Here is a 20,328-nt window from a genome sequence, read left to right as displayed (position 1 = left end):
CGTCCGGCCGGGGGAAAAAGTGGTCAAGTGCTTCTCCGTACGCCTCTAAGGTGGCCTTCCGGTGAGGAGCATGGGGGCTCCGGGGAACTGCGGAGGGTTTGTGGGCAAGCGAAGGCGCGCCACCGAGCGCAAGGGCGGCGTCGGATTCAGGAACGTGCGGGTGCGCCAGGGTGTGCTCGGCGGGGCGGCGGCCGTCGTCCTGTGCGGTGCGGGAGCCGCCGCGTTCGCACTCTCCGGCGGCTCGGAGCCGGGCGGCGACTCGACGGTCGGCGAGAAGCCGGTGGCCTCGGGGCCGCCGACCTCCGCCGAGGTGCGCGCCACCTCGCGGGCGTTCCTCGCCGCGTGGGCCAAGGGTGACGTGGCCGATGCCGCCGCGCTGACGGACGACCGGGCGGCGGCGAAGAAGGCCCTGACCTCCTACCGCGAGGAGGGCCACCTCACGCGGGTGCGGCTGACGCCGGGCAAGGCAGGCGCCGTAGGCAAGGCGGGCAAGCGGTCGCGCTCCGAGGTGCCGTTCAAGGCGGCGGCCACGGTCTCGTACAAGGGCAGGAGCGAGCCCTTCGCCTATGAGTCCGAGCTGACGGTCGTACGCAGGAAGAGCGACGGCAAGACGCTGGTCGGCTGGCGTCCCTCGGTCCTGCACCCCGAACTGAGGGCGGGCGACCGCCTGGTCACCGGTGAGGCGGGCGATCCGCCCATCAAGGCGGTGGACCGGGACGGCGCCGAGCTGACGGCGGCGAAGTACCCCTCGCTGGGCACGGCTCTGGACGGGCTGCGCGAGAGGTACGGCAAGAAGGCGGGCGGCAAGGCGGGCGTGGAGCTGAGGGTGGTGCGGGCGGACGGCGAGTCCTCGAAGTCCTCGAAGTCCTCGAAGGGGGACTCCGCTTCGACGAAGAAGGCCGACGCGAAGTCGACGCCCGACAAGACGCTCCTTACGCTCTCCCCCGGCACCCCGGGGACGCTGAAGACGACGTTCAGCGGCTCGTTGCAGGCCGCGGCGGAGCGTGAGACGGCCAAGCGGCAGCGCGCGTCCGTGGTCGTCGTCAAGCCGAGCACCGGCGAGATCCTGGCCGCCGCCAACTCCAACCCGACCGGCTTCAACACGGCCTTCCAGGGCTCCCTGGCACCCGGCTCCACGATGAAGGTCGTCAGCGCGTCGATGCTCCTGGAGAAGAAGCTCGCCGGGGTGGACAAGAAGCACCCGTGTCCGAAGTACGAGACGTACGGCGGCTGGAAGTTCCAGAACGACGACAAGTTCCAGATCAAGAACGGCACGTTCCGGGCGAGCTTCGCGCGCTCCTGCAACACGGCCTTCATCAGCCAGGCCAAGAAGCTGGAGAACGACTCCCTGACCGTGCAGGCGCAGGACGTCTTCGGTCTCGGCCGCGACAACTGGTCGATCGGCGTGCCGTCCTTCGACGGCGCGGTCCCGGTGCAGAGCGACGCCCAGATGGCGGCCTCGCTGATCGGTCAGGGCGGTGTGCGCATGAACCCCCTCAACATGGCGTCGGTCGCGGCGACGGTGAAGTCGGGCACGTTCAGGCAGCCCTACCTGGTCTCGCCCGACGTGGACGACCGCACTCTGGCGACGGCCCCGCGCAAGATGTCGGGCGCGACAGTGGCGGCGCTGCGGGACCTCATGCACTACACGGCGGTGGCCGGCACCGCGGCCGAGCCGATGCGGGGCCTCGGCTCCGACATGGGCGCGAAGACCGGTTCGGCGGAGGTCGACGGCCAGAAGAAGCCGAACGGCTGGTTCACCGCGTACCGGGGTGACCTGGCGTCGGCGGCGGTCGTGCAGCAGGGCGGCCACGGCGGGGAGTCGGCGGGACCGCTGGTGCGGGCGATGCTGGTGGCCGGGGGCTGAGCCGGGGGGCGTACGGCGTACGCCGTACGGAGCGTCGGCGTGCCCGGCGTACTGCATGGCCCCCCCTGTCCGCCATGCGGATACGCGGTCGCATGTCCCGTACACGGACCGCTAGCGTGCCGGACATGAGCGCCACAGAACCCGCCGAACCGGCCGAGCACGCCACGTCCGCCGAGGCCGCCGAGTCCGCGGCCCACCCCCGTTTCGCCGCCGCGCTGCGCGAGCTGGGGCTCGCCGAAGTGGTCGGGCGGGCCCGTCGCTTCCCGGAGCGGACCCGTACCGCGCAGGAGGCGGCGGCCGCGATCGGCTGCGAGTTGAGCCAGATCTGCAAGTCCCTGATCTTCGCGGCGGACGGGGTCCCCGTGCTGGTCCTGATGGACGGCGCGTCCCGTGTCGACGTGGAACTCGTACGCCGGGAGTTGGGCGCCGAGAAGGTCACCCGCGCCAAGGCGGACATCGTCCGGGAGACCACCGGCTACGCCATCGGCGGCGTGCCGCCCTTCGGTCACGCCACCAGGACCCGCGTCCTCGCCGACCGCTCGCTCCTCGGCCACGACGTGGTGTGGGCGGCGGCGGGCACCCCCTACGCCGTCTTCCCCATGGACCCCAAGACGCTGATCGCCCACGCGGGCGGCGCGCTGGTGGACGTGCGCGAGACCGGGAAGTGACCCCGCTGGTCGCGGCGGCGGTGCTGCTCGCCGCCGTCACGCATGCCAGTTGGAACGCGATCGCCCACCACATCACGGACAAGCTGGTCGGCTTCACGCTCATATCCGGCGGCGGCACGCTGATCGGCCTGCTCCTCGCCCCCTTCGTCGCGGTCCCGGCGGCTCAGGCGTGGCCGTACCTGGTCCTCTCCGCGCTCCTCCACGTCGGCTACTACGCCCTGCTCATGCGGTCGTTCAAGCTCGGTGACTTCGGCCAGGCGTACCCCATCGCGCGCGGCACGGCGCCGCTGGTGGTCACCGTCCTCGCGGCGGTCTTCGCGGGCGAGATCCCGGACGGCTGGCAGGCGGCGGGCGTCGCGGTGTCGTGCGCGGGTCTGACGGGCCTCGCCCTGTGGGGCATACGAGGGTCGGGGCGCCGCCCGGACTGGGCGGCGATCGGCGCGGCCCTCGCGACGGGCGTCTCCATCGCGGCGTACACGGTGGTGGACGGCCTGGGCGTACGCGCCTCCGACTCGCCCCTGGGCTACATCGCGTGGCTGATGGTCCTGGAGGGCATCGCGGTCCCGCTCTACGCGGCGTACCGCTGGCGCGGCGAACTCCCCTCGAAACTCCGCCCCTTCGCGGCGGTTGGCCTCCTGGGCGCGGCCCTGTCGGTCTCCGCGTACGGCCTGGTCCTGTGGGCCCAGACGAAGGCGGAACTGGCCCCGATCTCCGCCCTGCGGGAGTCCTCGATCATCGTCGGCGCGGCGATCGGCGCGGTCTTCTTCAAGGAACGGTTCGGGGCACCGCGGCTGGTGGCGGCGGGCCTGATGGTGGCGGGCATCGGCTTGATGCTGCACGCGGGTTGACGTGGAGCGCGTCGGCAGGAGACCGACGCCCGGCGGACGGTGGGCACAGGCTCACCCCGCGGCAGCCCGCCCCGTCGGCTCCGCGGTCGGCAGGCGGGCACAGTGGCGGCAGGCTCGGGCCGAGGCCGCGATCGTCGCGTGGGAGGCGGCGGCGAGCGTCCCGGCGGAGGCGAGCAGGGGCCAGTCCGTGGCCAGGGCGGCGGCCGTCGCGAGAGCGAGCGCCGAGGCCGCCATGGCTCCGCTGGCGGTGGTGCCGGCCCAGGCGACCACGAGCGGGAGCGGCAGCCGGTCCGACGTCGGCAGCCGGCGGGCGAGGCCGCCGGTGGCGGCCAGGGTCGCCGCGGCGAGCACCGCGGCGACGGTCGCGACGAAGGCCAGGTGGACGGCGAGCAGCTGGGCCGTGCGCGGCAGCTGCCAGGCCAGGTCATGGCCCCCGGTCCTGGCCAGGTACCAGCAGCCGACCAGGAAGGGGGCGGTGAGCGTGACGGCGCGTGCGGTGTGCCGGGCCTGGGCGACGGTCAGCTCCCGCTGGCAGCTGGGCAGGAGTTCGTCGACGGTCCCGAACTCCCGTACCGCCTGGCGGGCGGCCTCCTCCTCGGAAAGCCCGGCGTCGGCGTACGCCGCGGCCGTGTCGGCGAGGCCGTCCCGTACCTCGTCGATGAGCCGCGCCTTGGCCTTGGCGGGACCGCGCAGGGCGGCGGTCAGGTCGGCCGCGTACTCCTCGATGAGCCGGCCGGTGGCGCTCACGTCGCGAGCCCGGGACGCGCGCCGCCGGGGTTCAGGACCGAGCCGATCGCCGCGGTGAACTCGCTCCACGCCGCCCGCTCCCCCGCCAGGGTCGCCCGCCCCGCGTCCGTCAACTCATAGCACCGGCGCCGCCGTTCACCCGAGGACTGCCAGCTGCTGCTGAGCAGGCCGAGCCGCTCCAGGCGGTTCAGCGCGGGGTAGATCGTGCCCGTACGCAGCTCCAGTACGCCACCGCTGCGGCGCTGCACCGCGGCGATGATCGCGTACCCGTGCAGCGGGCCCGGCTCCAGTACGGCCAGCAGCAGTCCGTCGAGGTGCCCTCGCACCGCATCCGCCTTCATGGGTAGGCAGCCTACACAAAGTCTGCGTAGGCAGTGTATGTATTGGCAGCCAACTTATTTGGGTTCGTCGTCCGCCCTGGAGGCCCCGCCGTGACCAAGCTGCTGTTGTCCGTACACGTCCTCGTGGCGATCCTGGCCGTCGGGTCGATCACCGTGGCCGCCTCGATGTTCCCGCGCCAGGCGCTGCGGGCGATCGGCGGCGAGGGGCCGGGGGTCGCCGCGCTCCTGCACCGGGTCTGCCGCGGCTACGCGGTCGCGGGCATCGCCGTACCGGTGTTCGGCATCGCGACCGGCGCCCAGCTGGGCGTCCTCGGTGACGCGTGGCTGATCGTCTCGCTCGTCCTGACGGCGGGCGCGGCGGCGCTGCTGGCGCTCGCCATCCTGCCCGGACAGCGGAGTCTGCTCGCGGCGGTGGCGGAGAAGGGGGCGGAGAAGGGGGCGGCGTCACGCGAGGCGGAGACGGCGGCGGCGCGGCCCGTCGCCACCCGGCTGGCGATGCTCACCGGCGTCTTCAACCTCCTCTGGGCGATCGTCGTGGTCCTGATGATCGTCCGCCCCGGCTCCACGACCGGGGCGTGAGAACCATGCGCACCCTACGCGTCGCGGCCGCCGCCGAGGCCGCCTCGCTCGTCCTCCTGCTGGTCAACCTGTTCACCGTCCACGCGCCCGCGCTCTCGGCCCTCCTCGGCCCGCTGCACGGCACGGCGTATCTCGTCGTCATCGCCACTACGTGGACGGTCGCGTCGGTCGCGTCGGTCCCGTCGGCCGTGTCGCCGGGCGCCCGGTGGCGCGCCCTCGTCCCGGGCGTCGGTGGGCTGCTCGCCCTGCGCCGGGTCGAGGGCCGTGCCCCCGCGCACTGACCCTGGCCTACGCCACGTGCGCCACCTACGCCTCCTGATCCCGGAGCGCCCGTATGAGCGCCTGGGCGCGGGGGTCCGCCGTGACGCCCTTGTTCATCCCGTTCGTGACGTACCCGAAGGCGATGCCCGACTCCGGGTCGGCGAAGCCGAGGGCGCCGCCGCGGCCGGGGTGGCCGAAGGAGCCGGGGGCGAGGAGCGGGGAGGCGGCGCCGTGCAGCATGTAGCCGAGGCCGAAGCGGGTGGGGACGACCAGGACGCGGTCGGGACCGGCGGACGCCTCCGTCCGCGCCGCCTCCACCGTCTCCGGGGTGAACAGCCGGGCCGCGCCGTCCACGTCGCCGATGAGCGCGGCGTAGAAGCGGGCCAGGCCGTCGGCGGTGGCGATGCCGTTGGAGGCGGGCAGGGCCGCCGCCCGGTACGCCGGGTCGTTCTCGTCCGGCAGGGGGTCGATCGCCCCGAAGGCGCGGCGGGTCAGCGAGTCCGGGTCGGCGTAGGCCTCGGCGACGTTCCGCTTGGGCCGCATCCGCAGGCCGCTCACCCCGGCGGGCGGTTCGATACGACCCAGCCGGCCGACCCGCGCCGCCTCCGCTTCCGGCAGCCCGACCCAGAGGCCGATGCCGAGCGGCCGGGCGATCTCGGCGGCGATCCACTCCCCGACGCCCTTGCCCGTCACGCGCCGCACCAGCTCGCCGGTGAGCCAGCTGTAGGTCTGCGCGTGGTAGCCGTGGGTGCTGCTGTGCCTGTCGTGGGCACTGTGGCTGCCGTGGGCACTGTGACTGCCGTGAGTGCTGTGGCTGCCGTGAGTACTGTTGTGGGTGCTGTGGTCGTCCGTGCCCGGGTCCCAGAAGGGAGTCTGCGCCGCGACCACCGCCGCGGCGAGGTCCGGGTCGAGCGCCTCGGCGGGCGTCAGCGGACGGTCCAGGGCGGGGACGCCCGCGCGGTGCGCGAGCACGTGCCGCACCAGGACGCCTTCCTTGCCGCGCGCCTTGAACTCCGGCCAGTAGGCGCCGACCGGCGCGTCCAGGTCCAGCTCCCCGCGCTGATGGAGCAGGAGCAGCGCGGCGGACGCCACCCCCTTGGTCGCGGAGCGGACGATCTGCGCGGTGCCGGGCTCCCACGGGGCGTCCCCGGCGGCGAGGTCCCCGTCGGCGTCCTTCGCGCCGCCCCACAGGTCGACGACCTTGCGCCCGTGCCGGTAGACCGTGACGGCGGCTCCTCGCTCGCCGCGCTCACCGAAGTTGCGTACGAAGGCCGCCCGGACCGCCTCGAAACCGTCGGCGACCGTGCCCTGCACCCCACCCATGACGTCGTCCATGTCATGCCCAACAGCCACTGTCAGCCGCTGATTCCCTGCCCTGCGCCCTTCACTGTCTTCGGATCGAAGCCGAAGGGCAGTTCCAGGCGGTGAGCGCTCATCAGGGCCTGGTCGGCGAGGAGTTCGCCCGTCGGGCCGTCCGCGGCGATCGTGCCCTCGCTGAGGACGAGGGCGCGGGGGCACAGTTCCATCGCGTACGGCAGGTCGTGCGTGACCATCAGGACGGTGATGTCCAACAACCTCAGGATGTCGGCCAGTTCGCGGCGCGCGGCCGGGTCGAGGTTGGAGGAGGGCTCGTCGAGGACGAGGATCTCCGGCTCCATCGCGAGCACCGTCGCGACCGCGACCCTGCGGCGCTGCCCGAAGGACAGGTGGTGCGGGGGGCGGTCCGCGAAGTCCGCCATGCCGACCTGGGACAGAGCCTTCAGCACACGGGTCTCCAGCTCCGGGCCGCGCATCCCGGCCGCCGCGGGGCCGAACGCCACGTCCTCGCGGACCGTCGGCATGAACAGCTGGTCGTCCGGGTCCTGGAAGACGATGCCGACCCTGCGGCGGATCTCGGCCATGTGCTTCTTGCCGACGGGCAGCCCGGCGACGGTCACCGTGCCCGCGCCGGCGGTCAGGATGCCGTTCAGATGCAGGACGAGGGTCGTCTTGCCCGCGCCGTTCGGCCCGAGCAGCGCGACGCGCTCGCCGCGTCCGACGCGGAAGTCGACGCCGAAGAGGGCCTGGTGCCCGTCGGGGTAGGCGAAGGCGAGGCCGGCCACTTCCAGCGAGGGTGCTGCGGTCACAGGGTCCATCCCAACAGGCATACGAGGAGAGCGGCGAACGGAAGGGTCAACGCGTACGTCCACTGGGCGCGGTCCGCGGTCACCTCGTCGATGACCGGCATCGACCCGGAGTAGCCCCGGCTGACCATCGCCAGGTGCACCCGCTCCCCACGCTCGTACGAGCGGATGAAGAGCGCGCCCGCGGACTTGGCGAGGACGCCCCACTGCCGCACGCCCCGCGCCTCGAAGCCGCGCGAATCCCGGGCGATCTTCATGCGGCGCATCTCGTCCGTGATGACGTCGCCGTACCGGATCATGAACGAGGCGATCTGCACGAGCAGCGGAGGGAGCTTCAGCCGCTGGAGCCCGAGGAGCAGTGCGCGCAGCTCGGTCGTGGACGCGAGCAGCACGGAGGCGGCGACGCCGAGCGTCCCCTTGGCCAGGACGTTCCAGGCGCCCCAGAGGCCGTTCACGCTCAGGGACATGCCGAGCACGTCGACGCGCTCGCCCTGCGCGACGAACGGCATCAGGACGGCGAAGGCCACGAACGGGATCTCGATCAGCAGCCGCTTGAGGAGAAACCCGGCGGGGACGCGGGCCGCGTACGCGACGGTGCCCAGCAGTACGGCGTACAGCCCGAAGGCCCACATCGCCTCGCGCGGCGTGGAGACGACCACGACGACGAAGCAGAAGACGGCGGCGAGCTTGGTGTGCGGAGGCAGCAGGTGCACCGCCGAGTGGCCGCGCCGGTAGAGCCGGTGAGCGTGACCCGCGCCCATGTCAGATCTTCTCGGGGGCGCAGGCCCCGGGCTCCACTGGAGAAGCGCCGGACGCGGAGTCCTCGGACTCGACCGCCGTCGACGTCGGCCCCGCGTCCCCCGTCCGTCGACGCCGCAGCGTCCAGAACACCGCCGTCCCCGCCACGACCGTGACGCCCACGCCGATCACGCCCGCCAGGCCGCCGGAGAGGCGGGCGTCGGTGATGTCCTTGACGCCGTAGTCGGCGAGGGGCGAGTCCGCGGTGGCGTGGTCCTCGGCCTTCTTGTCGATGCCCTTGTCGTGGGCGACCTTCTCCAGGCCGTCGGGGTTCGACGAGGCGTAGAAGCTGACGAAGCCCGCGAGGACGAGGGAGGCGGCGAGGCCCGCGAGCCACACCTTCCGGTGGGAGCGGGCGGCGACGGGGGCCGGTTCGGCGGCCGGCGCGTCCACCAGTTCTCCGCCGACCCGCAGCTTCAGCGGCCGGGTCAGGCCCCGCGCCCCGTACACGAGGTCGGGCCGTACGGCGATGACCGCGCCCACCGTGAGCGCGGTGATCGCGGCCTCGCCGATGCCGATGAGGACGTGGACGCCGACCATGGCGGTGGCGACCTTGCCGAGGGAGACGTCGGTCGTGCCGCCCACCGCGTAGATGAGGGTGAAGGCGACCGCGGCGGCGGGCACGGAGAGCAGCGCCGCGACGAAGGAGGCGACGGTGACCGAGCGGCGGCCGCGCGGCAGGACCTTCACCAGGCCGCGGAAGACGAGATAGGCGACGACGGTGGTGACGATCGCCATGTCGGAGATGTTGACGCCGAGCGCGGTCAGGCCGCCGTCCGCGAAGAGGACGCCCTGCATGAGCAGGACGACGGAGACGCAGAGGACCCCGGTGAAGGGGCCGACGAGTATCGCGGCGAGCGCACCGCCGAGCAGATGCCCGCTGGTCCCGGCCGCGACCGGGAAGTTCAGCATTTGCACCGCAAAGATGAAGGCGGCGACCAGACCGGCGAGCGGGGCCGTCCGCTCGTCCAGTTCGCGCCGCGCGCCCTTGAGGCTGACCGCCACCGCGCCCGCGGCGACGAGACCGGCCGCCGCGGAGACGGGGGCGTTGATGAATCCGTCGGGGACATGCATGCGCGCACTCCTGGGCAGGGGCCCTTGCAGGGAGGGCAGATCGCTCGTGAACCGTTCGATGACGCTCGTGAACCGTTCAATGATAGGGCCTTGTTGCGAACGGTTTGCAAGAGCACTGAGGTCCCGATACGGCCACGCCCCCCGGGTGCGCCCCGCGCGCCCCCTCAGGGCGGATTTCCGTACATATGGGACATTGGTGAGGAAGTAGGGGAAGTGTTCGCACGTGGAGGAGTTCAGCGATGTCGGTAGTCGAGCAGTACGCACGAGCCCACCTCGTCACGGACTCCTCCGAGGGGCACCGCGCCGTCCACGTCGTCCTGCGCTACGACCCGGAGGCCGACCCGCAAACAGTGCGGATCGGCCTCCCGGGTTCCCGCGAGTGGGTCTTCGCCCGGCATCTGCTCGAAGAGGGCCTACGGGGACCCGTCACCGCCGGTGACACGCACGTCTGGCCGTGCGGCCGGGTGCAGACGGTCGTGGAGCACCACGCGCGGGACGGGGTGACGGTCGTCCAGTTCGACGCCTCGGCGCTGATCCGCTTCCTGCGCCGTACGTACGCGGCCGCCACCCCTGTCACCCACTGAGCCCGGTGACCCCCCGCGGGGCCGGACGACGCGTCAGACGCGTGCCAGCTCCCGGTCCGCGTCCGGGTCGGCGTCCTTGTCGGCCGCCGAACGCAGCCCCTCACCCTCGACGTCGACGTTCGGCAGCGCGCGGTCCAGCCACTTCGGCAGCCACCACGCCTTGTCGCCGAGCAGCGCGAGGACGGCGGGCACCAGCGCCATACGGACCACGAACGCGTCGAAGAAGACCGCGATCGCGAGGCCGAAGCCGATCATCTTGACCATCTGCTCACCGGACCCGATGAAGCCCGCGAACACCGCGATCATGATGACGGCCGCCGCCGAGACCACCCGGGCCCCGTGCCGGAAGCCGGTCACGACCGCCTGGCCGGGCCGTTCCCCGTGGACGTACGCCTCCCGCATCCGCGTCACGAGGAAGACCTCGTAGTCCATCGCGAGGCCGAAGACCACGCCCACCATGAAGATCGGCATCATCGACATGATCGGGCCGGTCTGCTCCACGCCGAAGAGCGATCCGAGCCAGCCCCACTGGAAGACCGCGACGACCGCGCCGAGGGCCGCGAGGACCGAGAGCAGGAAGCCGAGGGCCGCCTTGAGCGGGACCAGGATCGAACGGAAGACGACGATCAGGAGCAGGAAGGCCAGGCCGACGACCAGCGCCAGATAGGGCAGCAGGGCGTCGTTGAGCTTCTGCGAGACGTCGATGTTCATGGCGGTGGTACCGGTGACCATGATCTCGGCACCGGTGTCGGATGTGATCCTCGCGCCGGTGTCGCGGATCGAGTGGACCAGGTTCTCGGTCTCGACGCCGCTGGGCTTGGAGGACGGCACGACGCTGATGATCGCGGTGTCGCCGGCCTCGCTGAACATCGGCGGGGCCACGGTCAGGACGTCGTCAAGGCCCGAGATCGTCCTGGTGATCCGCTGCGCGGCGGCCTCCGGGTCGTCGGCGCCCTTGAGATCGCCGACGACCATCAGGGGGCCGTTGAAGCCCGGTCCGAAGCCGTCCGAGACCAGGTCGTACGCCTTGCGCTGTGTCGTGGACGTCGGCTGCGCGCCGTCGTCCGGCAGACCGAGCTCCAGCTGCGAGACCGGGATGGCCGCGGCGCCCAGGCCCACGACGCCGACGAGCAGCACCGCGATCGGGCGGCGCACGACGAAGCGGGCCCAGCGGGTGCCCATGTTCGGCTTCTCGTCCCCGGCGGCCGCCTTCCTGGCGCCGCCGAAGAGCCGGCTCTTCTCCCCCATCGGCATGACACGCCTGCCCGCGTACCCGAGCAGCGCCGGGATGAGGGTCAGCGCGATGAGGACGGCGATGACGACCGTGCCGGCCGCGGCGAAGCCCATCTTGGTGAGCATCGGGATGTTGACCACGGCGAGGCCGACCAGCGCGATGACCACGGTGAGCCCGGCGAAGACGACCGCGGAGCCCGCGGTGCCGACGGCCCGGCCCGCCGCCTCCTCGCGGTCGCGGCCGTCGGCGAGTTCGCCGCGGTAGCGCGAGACGATGAAGAGCGCGTAGTCGATGCCGACCGCGAGGCCGATCATCATGGCGAGCGTCGAGGTGGTGGTGCCGAGGTCCAGGGCGCTCGCGAGCGCGGTGATCGACGAGACGCCGATGCCGACACCGATGAGCGCGGTGAGCAGCGGAAGCCCGGCCGCGATCAGCGAACCGAAGGTGATGACGAGGACGACCGCCGCGACCGCGATGCCGATGATCTCGGTGGACCCGGTCTCCGGCATGGCCTGCAGCGCGTCACCGCCGACCTCGACCGTGAGACCGGACTCGCGCGCCTCGTCGGTGGTCTTCTCCAGCGCGTCGCGGTCCTCGTCGGTCAGCTCCATCGAGGTGACCTTGTACGAGACCGAGGCGTACGCCGTGGAGCCGTCCTTGCTGACGGTCTTGGCCTGGAAGGGGCTGTCCGCGCGGGCCACGTGGTCCGAGCCGGACTTGAGGGCGCCGACGGTCTTGACGATCTCGGCCTTGTTGGCCGGGTCCGTCACCTTCTCGCCGTCCGGCGCCTTGAAGACGACGCGGGCACTGGCGCCGTCAGCACTGGCCTCGGGGGCGCGCTTCTCCAGGAGGTCGAAGGCCTTCTGCGCCTCCGTGCCCGGTATGGAGAAGCTGCTGGAGGCGGCGGTGGGCGCGGAGGCCGCGCCCACCATGGCGAGGGTCAGGAGCGCCAACCATATGAGGGCGACGAAGTGGCGTCGCCTGAAGGCGAGTTTGCCGAGTTTGTAGAGGAAAGTGGCCACGAGGGCGTACTCCCGGTCAGGTCGTGGTGTCCGGATTGGGCAGGGGGGATCAGCCCGACGACGTGAGCGGTGGCGCGTCAGGTAGGGGTCGGGGGCGAGGGGGCGAGGGGGCGAGGTTCTAGCGGTGGGTCAGACGCCGAGAGCGGGGAGAATCACGGCATCGACGTACGAGGCGAGGAACGCGCGGTCGACCGGGCGGTCCTCGATGAGGTCCCGGGCGACGAAACCGCCGACCATCATGTGGACGACGTACTCCAACGCCGGATTGTCCGCGGCGACCTCGCCGCGCTCCACCGCTCTGCGCAGCAGGTCGCTCAGGCCGGTCAGCTCCGGCTCTATGAGCAGGTTCCGCAGCGCCTGGTGGAGTTCGGGGTTGTCGTGGACGGCATGGAACAGGCCCCGCATCAGCGCGGCGTCCTTCTCCATCTGGCAGTCGTCCGAGCGGTTCACCATCTCGTTCAGGTCGCCGCGCAGCGATCCGGTGTCGATGTCCGCCAGGGACACCGGCTTGTTGTGCCGCAGCGCCTTGGCGACCAGCTCGGGCTTGCTCCCCCACTGGCGGTAGAGGGTGGCCTTGCTGGAGCGCGTACGGGCGGCCACGGCGTCCATGGTGAGGGCGTCGTAACCGACCTCGCGGAGCAGGTCGAGCACGGCCTCGTACAGCTCGGCCTCGCGCTCGGGCGTGATCCTGCTGCGCCGCGCCGTCGCCGCGTCAGCCATGGTCCGCACCTCCTACCCCTCTGAACGAAACGGTTTCGTACGCCATGACTGTACGTCGGCCCTTAGCGAAACGAAACCGTTTCGTACGTGTGCTGCGTCACGCCCCGGCCACGAGTTGCCGGGGCCCCCGGGGCGGAAAAGCATGGTGAGGTGACCGATGAGCGCGACGATGCCCAGGCAGAGCAGACGGACCAGGAAGGCCAGGCGGACCAGGCAGAGCGGACAGGCCAGGCGGACCAGGCAGAGAAGGGCTATCTGCGGTTCCCCCACCTCAGCGGCGACCGCCTCTGTTTCGCCGCCGAGGACGACCTGTGGGTGGCTCCCCTCACCCCCGAGGGCGTCCCGGCCGACCGGGCCTGGCGGCTCACCGTCGACCGGACCAAGGTGGGTCACCCCCGCTTCTCGCCCGACGGCCGCCACATCGCGTACACGACCTGGCGCAGCCTCGACCCGGAGATCCATCTCGCGCCGGTGAACGGCGGGCCCTCGCGCCGTCTGACCTACTGGGGCAGCACCGACACCCGGGTCTGCGGCTGGTCCCCCGACGGCGACGTCCTCGCCGTCTCCTCGCACGGCCAGCCCTTCTCGCACTTCTGCTGGGCCTACAGCGTGCCCGTCGACGGCTCCCCCGGCGGCAAGCTGCCCTGGGGCCCGGTCGCCGACATCGCGATCACCGACACCCTCGCCGACGGCGACTGCGACCGCAAGACGCTGCTCCTCACCGGCAAGCCGCCCCACGAACCGGCCGCCTGGAAGCGGTACCGGGGCGGGGCGACGGGGCGCCTGTGGATGCACGGCGAGCAGATCCTCGGCCACCTCGGCGGGCATCTCGACTCACCCATGTTCGTGGCCGGGCGCATCGCGTTCCTCTCCGACCACGAAGGCGTCGGCAACCTCTACTCCTGTCTGCCCGACGGCTCCGACCTGCGGCGCCACACCGACCACGACGCCTTCTACGCCCGGCACGCCGCCAGCGACGGCGCGCGCGTCGTCTACCAGTGCGCGGGCGACATCTGGCTGGTCGACCAGCTCACCGCGGACTCCGTGCCGCGCCGCCTCGACGTGCGGCTCGGCGGGCCGCGCGCGGGGCGGCGGGTCTACCAGGTCCCGGCCGCGCAGCACCTCGACGCGCTCTCCGTGGACACGACGGGGCGGGCCAGCGCCGTCGTGGTGCGCGGCAGCCTCTACTGGCTGACCCACCGGGACGGCCCGGCCCGCACCATCGCCGACACGCCGGGCGTGCGTGTCCGCCTCCCGGAAATGCTCGGCACCGGCGGTCAGGTCGCGTACGTCACCGACGCGGCAGGCGAGGACGCCGTCGAGGTCGCCTATCTGCCGCGCGCCACCGGCGACCGCCCGCCGCGCAGGCTGGCGGGCGGGGATCTCGGCCACATCCTGGAAATGGTGTCCGACCCCGAGGGCGAGCGGCTCGCCATCGCCTCGAACGACGGCCGCCTCCTGCTCCTCACGGTGTCCGACGAGGCGGTCACCGCGGAGCTGAACCGGCAGATCCATGAGCTGGGGGAGATCCACGAGGCCGCGGACACGGCACAGGAGGGCGGCGGTGAGGTCACCGAGCTGATCCGTTCCGTCAACGGGCCCGTCCGGGACCTCGCCTTCTCCCCCGACGGCAAGTGGCTGACCTGGTCGCACCCCGGCATCGGCCGCTCCCTGCGGCAGATCAAGCTGGCCCGCATCGCGGGACCCGGCCCCCGCACGATCGTCGACGTCACCAATGGCCGCTTCGAGGACGAGAACCCCGTCTTCACCCGCGACGGCCGCTACCTCGCCTTCCTCTCCTGGCGCGGCTTCGACCCCGTCTACGACGTGCACACCGGCGACCTGTCCTTCCCCCTGGGCTGCCGCCCCTATCTCGTACCCCTCTCCTCGGCGACCCCCTCCCCCTTCGCGCTGCTGCCCGACGGGCGCCCGGCGGCGGGCGGCCTCGACCCGGCCGACAGCGGCGAGAGCGACGGCACGACGACCGTGGAGACCGAGGGCCTGGAAGCGCGGGTCACGCCCTTCCCCGTCACCGCGTCGAAGTACTCGGCCCTGCACCCCGTCAGCGGCGGCGGCCTGGTCTGGCTGCGCTGGCCGATCTCCGGCGCGCTCGGCGAGACCTTCGTCAACCCGGCCGACACCTCGGGCCGCCCCACCCTGGAGCACTTCAACATCGCCAAGGCGAAGAAGTCCCAGCTCGTCGAACACCTGGACTGGTTCGCGCCGAGCGGCGACGGCTCACGTCTCGTGGTCGTCGACGAGGGCGACCTGAGCGCCGTGCCCGCCACCGAGCAGGGCGACAGCGACACCACGGTCTGGATCGACCTGCGCCGCATCCTGCACGAGGCCGACCCTGCCGCCGAGTGGCGCCAGGCCTATGAGGAGGCGGGCCGCATCATCCGCTCCTACTTCTGGGACCCGCTGATGTGCGGAATCGACTGGGACGGGGTCCTCGCGCAGTACCGCCCGCTGGTCGAACGCGTCGCGTCCCCCGACGAGTTCGCGGACCTGCTGCGGGAGGTACTCGGCGAACTGGGCACCTCCCACGCGTACGTCTCCCAGGCCCGCCGCAACGAGGGCCCGCCCCACTACCAGCGCGCGATGGGCCTGCTCGGCGCGAACCTCGTACACAGGGACGGCGGCTGGACCGTCAAACGGATCCTGCCGGGCGACTCCTCCGACTCCAAGGCGCGCTCCCCGCTGGCCGGTGCGGGCATCCGCGAGGGCGCCGTCCTCACGCACGTCGACGGCCGTCCGGTCGACCCCGTGGCCGGGCCCTACCCCCTCCTCGCGGCGGCGGGCGGCACGACCGTCGAGCTGACGTTCCGCCCGGCGGAGGGCGGGGGGCGCGCGCGGCGGGTCGCGATCGTCCCCCTCGTCAACGAACGCCCCCTGCGCTATCAGGACTGGGTCGCCAAACGCCGCGAAGTGGTACGGGAGTCGAGCGGCGGCAAGTGCGGCTATCTGCACATCCCCGACATGGGCGGCTCCGGCTGGGCGCAGTTCAACAGGGACCTGCGCCTCGAGGTGTCGCGGCCCGCTCTCATCGTGGACGTGCGCGGCAACGCGGGCGGCCACATCAGCGAGCTGGTCGTGGAGAAGCTCACCCGCAAGATCCTCGGCTGGGACCTCACGCGCAACGCCCAGCCCGTCTCCTACGCCTCCAGCGCGCCGCGCGGCCCGGTCGTGGCGCTGGCCGACGAGGCGACGTCCTCGGACGGCGACATGATCACGGCGGCCTTCAAGCTGCTCGGGCTCGGGCCGGTCGTCGGGCAGCGCACCTGGGGCGGCGTGGTCGGCATGACGGGGCGGCACCGGCTCGGTGACGGGACGGTGATCACGGTGCCGATGAACGCGGGCTGGTTCGACGCGTACGGCTGGTCCGTGGAGAACCACGGCGTGGCCCCGGACCTGGAGGTCCTGCGCACGCCGCTGGACTGGGCGGAGGGGCGGCACGCCCAACTCGACGACGCGGTGAGGCTGGCGCTGGACCTCCTCGAACGGCACCCGGCGGCGGTCCCGCCGGGCTACTCGGACGTCCCGGACCGCCGCCGCCCACCGCTGCCGCCCCGCTCCTGACTCTCCCCCTGACGCTCCCCCCCCCGACGCTCCGTACTTGATCGAAATGCGTGACATGTCCGACCGTGTGAATCTGGTCGAGGCCCCAATCCCCTCACCCACAACGGGAGTGAATCGCATGGGCATCAAGGACCAGTTCCAGGACAAGGCCAACGACCTCGCGGGCAAGGCGCGCGACCGTGCCTCCGAGCGCCAGGACCAGGCGCGCGAGCGCGGCACGCGGGCCCGGGACGAGGCGTCGGAGCGGTCCTCGCAGGCCCAGGACCGGGCCCGTGACGCGGCGCGCGAGCGGCAGGACACGTTCGACCTGGACTACGACGCCTGACGTCGCACCGCGCCGCATCGCGCCGCACTTGAGTGAAGGAGGCCCCCGGGACGCCGGGGGCCTCCTTTTCAATGGAGACAGAGCGCTCCGTCAGCCGTCATCCCCCGGCCCGCGCCCGCTCGTCCGCCGAGCCGCCCGCCCCGACCAGCCCGGTCGAAACGCTCCCGAGCCGCGGCTCGAAGCGCCGCATCTCGCGCTGCCCGACCGCGCCGATGACCCCCGGCAGATAGCCGCGTATGCCCTGCATGCCCCGCAGCCACCACTGCGCGTACACATGGCTGGAGCGGCGCTCGATCCCGGCGACGATCCTGTCCACCGCGGGACCCAGCGGATACGTCTTGTTGGACGGCCACGGCAGCCGCTGCCGCAGCTCCCGCATCACGTCGTCCTGGTCCGCGCCCCGCACCATGTCGGTGTCCGTCCAGGACAGATAGCCGACGCCGACCTTGACGCCCTTGTAGCCGACCTCGGCCCGCAGCGCGTGCGCGTACGCCTCGACGCCCGACTTCGACGCGCAGTACGCCGTCATCATCGGCGCCGGCGTGATCGCGGCGAGCGAGGCGATCTGGAGCAGATAGCCGCGGCTCTCCATCAGGACGGGCAGGAAGGCCCGTCCGGTGACCGCGCTGCCGATCAGGTTGACCTCGATGACCCGGCGCCACGCGTCGGGGTCGGACTCCATGAACGGCCCGCCGCTCGCCACGCCCGCGTTCGCGACGACGATGTCGGCCTTCCCGAAGCGCTCCTTGACCTCCCGCGCGACCCGGGCCATCGCCACATGGTCGGTGACGTCCGCGTGCCAGTGGTCGGACTCGGTGTGCAGCCGCTGCGCGACCTGCTTCAACTCGTCCGGTTCCAGGCCCACGAGCGCGACCTTCGCGCCGCGCGCGGACAGTTTGCGCGCGAGCAGTTCGCCGACTCCGCGCGCCGCGCCCGTGACGACCGCGACCTGCCCCTCCAGGCTGACCCTGCTCATGCGCCCTCCTTCACCTGTACGTGCTTCGGCTGTACGTGCTCCGGCTGTACGTGCTTCACCTGTACGTACGTTCCGACGAGTTCCGTTATGCGCGCCGTGACGGCCTCCGGCGCCTCGATGGGCGTCATGTGCCCGACCCCGGCCAGCTCGGTGAGCCCCACGCACTGGGGCAGCGCGGCTGCGATCCGCCGCGCGTGCACGACGGGCGTGAGCCGGTCGGCCAGGCCGGCGAGGACGGCGGTGGGCGCCTTCAACGCCGCGACCTCGACGTCCAGTTCGAGCGTGCCCAGCACATGTGACCAGCCGTGGCGCACGGCCGTCGGGCACGCGTGCACGATCCGCGCGCACGCGTCGACCTTGTCCGGCGACGCGCCGGGCCCCATGGTCCCGTACTTGAGGATCCGCTTGGCCAGCGGCGTGACCGGTCCGAGCGGCGCCCGCGAGCCGAGCACGGAGCGCGTGACGCGCGTCCGCACCCGCCCCGCCCGCAGCGGCACCACCAGCGACTCGGCGACCAGGCTCGAACTGCCCGTGCTGCACAGCAGGACGGCGGCCGTGTGCTCCCGCACCAGGTCGCGTCCGCCCGCGGCCATGATCGTCATGCCGCCCATGGAGTGGCCGACGAGGACGGCCCGTTCGCCCGGCGCGAGCGTCGCCGCGAGGACCGCTTCGAGGTCGTCGGCGAGCGCCCGCGTGCTGTACCCGTCGGCGTCCGCGGGCGCGGCGCTGCGCCCGTGCCCCCGCTGGTCGTACGTGATCACCCGGTGGCCGTCGCCGAGCGCACGTATCTGCGCGGCCCAGAAGGCCGTCGAGCATGTCCACCCGTGCGCGAGCACCACGGCGGGCGCCCCCTCCGGACCGTGCGCCTCGACGTGGAGACGGGCTCCGTCCGCGGAGACGGCGGTCAGTTCACGGGCGGCGGCGGGCGGCGCGTAGGGTCCGCTCACCGCGTGGGTCAGCCGGCTCATGTCCCTGCCTCCACCTTGGCGCTCACGGGCTTCCTGGCAGGGGAGGACGGCGCCGCCTTCGGCGCCCGCAGCACCTCGTACTCGGAGAGGTCGACCCGCCGCGTCGCCGCCCTGAACTCGGTGGTGGTGCCGGGCCAGACCGTGGTGTTGACGCCGTTCGCGTCGAGGTACCAGCTGTTGCAGCCACCGGTGTTCCACACGGTGCGCTTCATCCGCTCCTGCACCCGGCGGTTCCACGCGCTGACGGCGTCGGGCCGGGCGGCGAGCGCGGCGCGCCCGCCGAGGACGTCGAGCTGGCGCAGATAGTCGGCCATGTAGTTCAGCTGGGACTCGATCATCAGGATCATGGAGGAGTTGCCGAGCCCGGTGTTGGGCCCGATGATCGTCATCCAGTTGGGGAAGCCTGCCGCGGTCGCGCCGCGCAGCGCGTTCATCCCGCCCTTCCAGCTCTCCATGAGGGTCTGCCCCTCGTCGCCCACCACGCGCTCGGCGATCGGCATGTCCGTGACGTGGAAGCCGGTGCCGAAGATGATCGCGTCGACCTCTGTCCCGGTGCCGTCCGCGGCGACGACGGTGCTGCCGCGCACCTCGGCCAGACCGCTGGCGACGACGTCCACATTGGGCTTGGCGAGCGCCGGATAGTAGGTGTTGGAGAGCAGGATGCGCTTGCAGCCGATGCGGTACGTCGGCGTCAGCTTGGCCCGCAGCGCCGGGTCCTTGATCGCCCGGTACATGTTCCGCTTGGCGAGCTGCTCCACCATGCCGAGTTCGTCGGGCCGCTTGGTGAACGCCTGGACCTGCAACTCCCGGATGCCCCAGAGGATCCCGCGCCGCGCCTGCGCGGTGAACGGCAGCCGCCTGTGCAGCCAGCGCTCGGCGCCGGTGATGGGGCGGTCCGCGCGCGGCATCACCCACGGGGGCGTGCGCTGGAAGAGGGTGAGCCTGCCGACCCGCTTCTGGATCTCGGGCACGATCTGGATGGCGGAGGCGCCGGTGCCGATCATCGCGACGCGCTTGCCGCGCAGGTCGTAGCCGTGGTCCCAGCGGGCGGAGTGGAAGACCTCGCCGGGGAAGGTGTCGATGCCGGGGATGTCCGGGGTCTTGGGGTCGGAGAGCGGCCCGGTGGCGGAGACGACGACGTCGGCGGTGAAGGTACCGGTGCTCGTCCGGACCTCCCAGCGCAGCTCCGCGGCGTCCCACCGCACCAGCTCGACCTCGGTGTCGAGGCGGATGTGCGAGCGCAGCCGGAAGGTGTCGGTGACGCGCTCCAGGTACTCCTGGATGTGCTCCTGCCCCGAGAAGGTGCGCGGCCAGTCGGGGTTGGGCGCGAAGGAGAACGAGTACAGGTGCGAGGGCACGTCGCAGGCGCAGCCCGGGTAGCTGTTGTCCCGCCAGGTGCCGCCGACCGCGCCGGCCCGCTCCAGGACGACGAAGTCGGTGATGCCCTCGCGGCGCAGCCGCACGGCGGCCCCGAGACCACCGAACCCGGAACCGATCACCGCCACCCGTACGTGCTCGTGCTCGCGCCCCTGCTCAGGGCCACGCTCGCGCTCGGCCATGCCGCCGCCTCCCGAAGTACACGACTCTGCCAGTAACCACTGGCGCAATGGGGAG

At 72.4% G+C, this 20,328-nt stretch carries 19 protein-coding genes; 8 read left to right on the top strand and 11 right to left on the bottom strand.

Annotated elements, in window-relative coordinates:
• Positions 1-100: 100 nt before the first annotated feature.
• The 3 genes from ACWDZ7_RS15285 to ACWDZ7_RS15275 all read left to right on the top strand — a co-directional run bounded on the left by ACWDZ7_RS15285 (position 101) and on the right by ACWDZ7_RS15275 (position 3,383).
• Positions 101-1,867, top strand: a complete 1,767-nt coding sequence (locus ACWDZ7_RS15285; RefSeq protein WP_451797254.1) for a penicillin-binding transpeptidase domain-containing protein — start codon at positions 101-103, stop codon at positions 1,865-1,867.
• Between the two features lie 125 nt (positions 1,868-1,992).
• Complete coding sequence (locus ACWDZ7_RS15280) at positions 1,993-2,535, top strand: YbaK/EbsC family protein (protein ID WP_451797252.1); 543 nt, start codon at positions 1,993-1,995, stop codon at positions 2,533-2,535.
• Complete coding sequence (locus tag ACWDZ7_RS15275; RefSeq protein WP_451797250.1) at positions 2,532-3,383, top strand: DMT family transporter; 852 nt, start codon at positions 2,532-2,534, stop codon at positions 3,381-3,383. Before ACWDZ7_RS15280 ends, ACWDZ7_RS15275 begins: the two co-directional genes overlap by 4 nt.
• A gap of 51 nt (positions 3,384-3,434) precedes the next feature.
• Here ACWDZ7_RS15275 and ACWDZ7_RS15270 read toward each other — a convergent pair whose 3' ends face one another.
• Both ACWDZ7_RS15270 and ACWDZ7_RS15265 read right to left on the bottom strand, forming a co-directional pair.
• The gene (locus tag ACWDZ7_RS15270; protein WP_451797249.1) at positions 3,435-4,130 is read right to left on the bottom strand and encodes a permease prefix domain 1-containing protein; all 696 of its coding nucleotides are present in this window, start codon (positions 4,128-4,130) and stop codon (positions 3,435-3,437) included.
• Complete coding sequence (locus ACWDZ7_RS15265; protein WP_451517368.1) at positions 4,127-4,471, bottom strand: PadR family transcriptional regulator; 345 nt, start codon at positions 4,469-4,471, stop codon at positions 4,127-4,129. Before ACWDZ7_RS15265 ends, ACWDZ7_RS15270 begins: the two co-directional genes overlap by 4 nt.
• Before the next feature lie 90 nt (positions 4,472-4,561).
• Between ACWDZ7_RS15265 and ACWDZ7_RS15260 the strand changes: the two genes are divergently transcribed.
• A complete protein-coding gene (locus ACWDZ7_RS15260) occupies positions 4,562-5,050 on the top strand; it encodes a hypothetical protein (protein ID WP_451797247.1) in 489 nt (162 codons plus the stop codon).
• Positions 5,051-5,055: 5 nt separating this feature from the next.
• On the top strand, positions 5,056-5,331 hold the full coding sequence (locus ACWDZ7_RS15255; RefSeq protein WP_451797245.1) for a DUF3817 domain-containing protein: 276 nt from the start codon (positions 5,056-5,058) through the stop codon (positions 5,329-5,331).
• 25 nt (positions 5,332-5,356) lie between these two features.
• On the opposite strand, the gene ACWDZ7_RS15250 is transcribed toward ACWDZ7_RS15255, so the two are convergent.
• The 4 genes from ACWDZ7_RS15250 to ACWDZ7_RS15235 are packed head-to-tail and all read right to left on the bottom strand — an operon-like array spanning position 5,357 to position 9,306.
• On the bottom strand, positions 5,357-6,634 hold the full coding sequence (locus ACWDZ7_RS15250) for a serine hydrolase domain-containing protein (protein ID WP_451797243.1): 1,278 nt from the start codon (positions 6,632-6,634) through the stop codon (positions 5,357-5,359).
• Between the two features lie 32 nt (positions 6,635-6,666).
• Positions 6,667-7,446 (bottom strand): energy-coupling factor ABC transporter ATP-binding protein, encoded by a 780-nt coding sequence (locus tag ACWDZ7_RS15245; protein WP_451797241.1) that lies wholly within the window; start codon positions 7,444-7,446, stop codon positions 6,667-6,669.
• On the bottom strand, positions 7,434-8,195 hold the full coding sequence (gene cbiQ, locus ACWDZ7_RS15240; RefSeq protein WP_451797240.1) for a cobalt ECF transporter T component CbiQ: 762 nt from the start codon (positions 8,193-8,195) through the stop codon (positions 7,434-7,436). Before cbiQ ends, ACWDZ7_RS15245 begins: the two co-directional genes overlap by 13 nt.
• Before the next feature lies 1 nt (position 8,196).
• Positions 8,197-9,306: an energy-coupling factor ABC transporter permease gene (locus tag ACWDZ7_RS15235; RefSeq protein ID WP_451797239.1), complete on the bottom strand. Its 1,110-nt coding sequence runs from the start codon at positions 9,304-9,306 to the stop codon at positions 8,197-8,199.
• 239 nt (positions 9,307-9,545) lie between these two features.
• Here ACWDZ7_RS15235 and ACWDZ7_RS15230 point away from each other — a divergent pair, with 239 nt between their 5' ends.
• Positions 9,546-9,890, top strand: a complete 345-nt coding sequence (locus ACWDZ7_RS15230; RefSeq protein ID WP_451797237.1) for an SsgA family sporulation/cell division regulator — start codon at positions 9,546-9,548, stop codon at positions 9,888-9,890.
• Between the two features lie 33 nt (positions 9,891-9,923).
• Here ACWDZ7_RS15230 and ACWDZ7_RS15225 read toward each other — a convergent pair whose 3' ends face one another.
• Positions 9,924-12,146 carry an MMPL family transporter gene (locus ACWDZ7_RS15225; protein ID WP_451797236.1) on the bottom strand — a complete coding sequence of 741 codons (2,223 nt, stop codon included), beginning with the start codon at positions 12,144-12,146 and terminating at the stop codon, positions 9,924-9,926.
• A 129-nt stretch (positions 12,147-12,275) separates the two neighbouring features.
• Positions 12,276-12,866 (bottom strand): TetR/AcrR family transcriptional regulator, encoded by a 591-nt coding sequence (locus ACWDZ7_RS15220; RefSeq protein WP_451797235.1) that lies wholly within the window; start codon positions 12,864-12,866, stop codon positions 12,276-12,278.
• 255 nt (positions 12,867-13,121) lie between these two features.
• On the opposite strand from ACWDZ7_RS15220, the gene ACWDZ7_RS15215 reads away from it, so the two are divergent.
• Entirely contained in the window at positions 13,122-16,445 is a 3,324-nt protein-coding gene (locus ACWDZ7_RS15215) for a S41 family peptidase (protein ID WP_451797450.1), read from the top strand.
• A 118-nt stretch (positions 16,446-16,563) separates the two neighbouring features.
• Entirely contained in the window at positions 16,564-16,770 is a 207-nt protein-coding gene (locus tag ACWDZ7_RS15210; protein ID WP_451797234.1) for a hypothetical protein, read from the top strand.
• A 97-nt stretch (positions 16,771-16,867) separates the two neighbouring features.
• On the opposite strand, the gene ACWDZ7_RS15205 is transcribed toward ACWDZ7_RS15210, so the two are convergent.
• The 3 genes from ACWDZ7_RS15205 to ACWDZ7_RS15195 are packed head-to-tail and all read right to left on the bottom strand — an operon-like array spanning position 16,868 to position 20,273.
• Entirely contained in the window at positions 16,868-17,746 is an 879-nt protein-coding gene (locus ACWDZ7_RS15205) for an SDR family oxidoreductase (RefSeq protein WP_451797232.1), read from the bottom strand.
• On the bottom strand, positions 17,743-18,714 hold the full coding sequence (locus tag ACWDZ7_RS15200) for an alpha/beta fold hydrolase (protein ID WP_451797231.1): 972 nt from the start codon (positions 18,712-18,714) through the stop codon (positions 17,743-17,745). The genes ACWDZ7_RS15205 and ACWDZ7_RS15200 overlap by 4 nt, the downstream gene beginning before the upstream one ends.
• Complete coding sequence (locus ACWDZ7_RS15195; protein WP_451797229.1) at positions 18,711-20,273, bottom strand: flavin-containing monooxygenase; 1,563 nt, start codon at positions 20,271-20,273, stop codon at positions 18,711-18,713. The genes ACWDZ7_RS15200 and ACWDZ7_RS15195 overlap by 4 nt, the downstream gene beginning before the upstream one ends.
• Between the last annotated feature and the right edge of the window lie 55 nt (positions 20,274-20,328).

The sequence above is a fragment of the Streptomyces sp. NPDC003032 genome (assembly GCF_053591415.1).
Note: the sequence above shows the minus strand (reverse complement) of the source record. Positions and strands in the feature narration are given on the sequence as shown.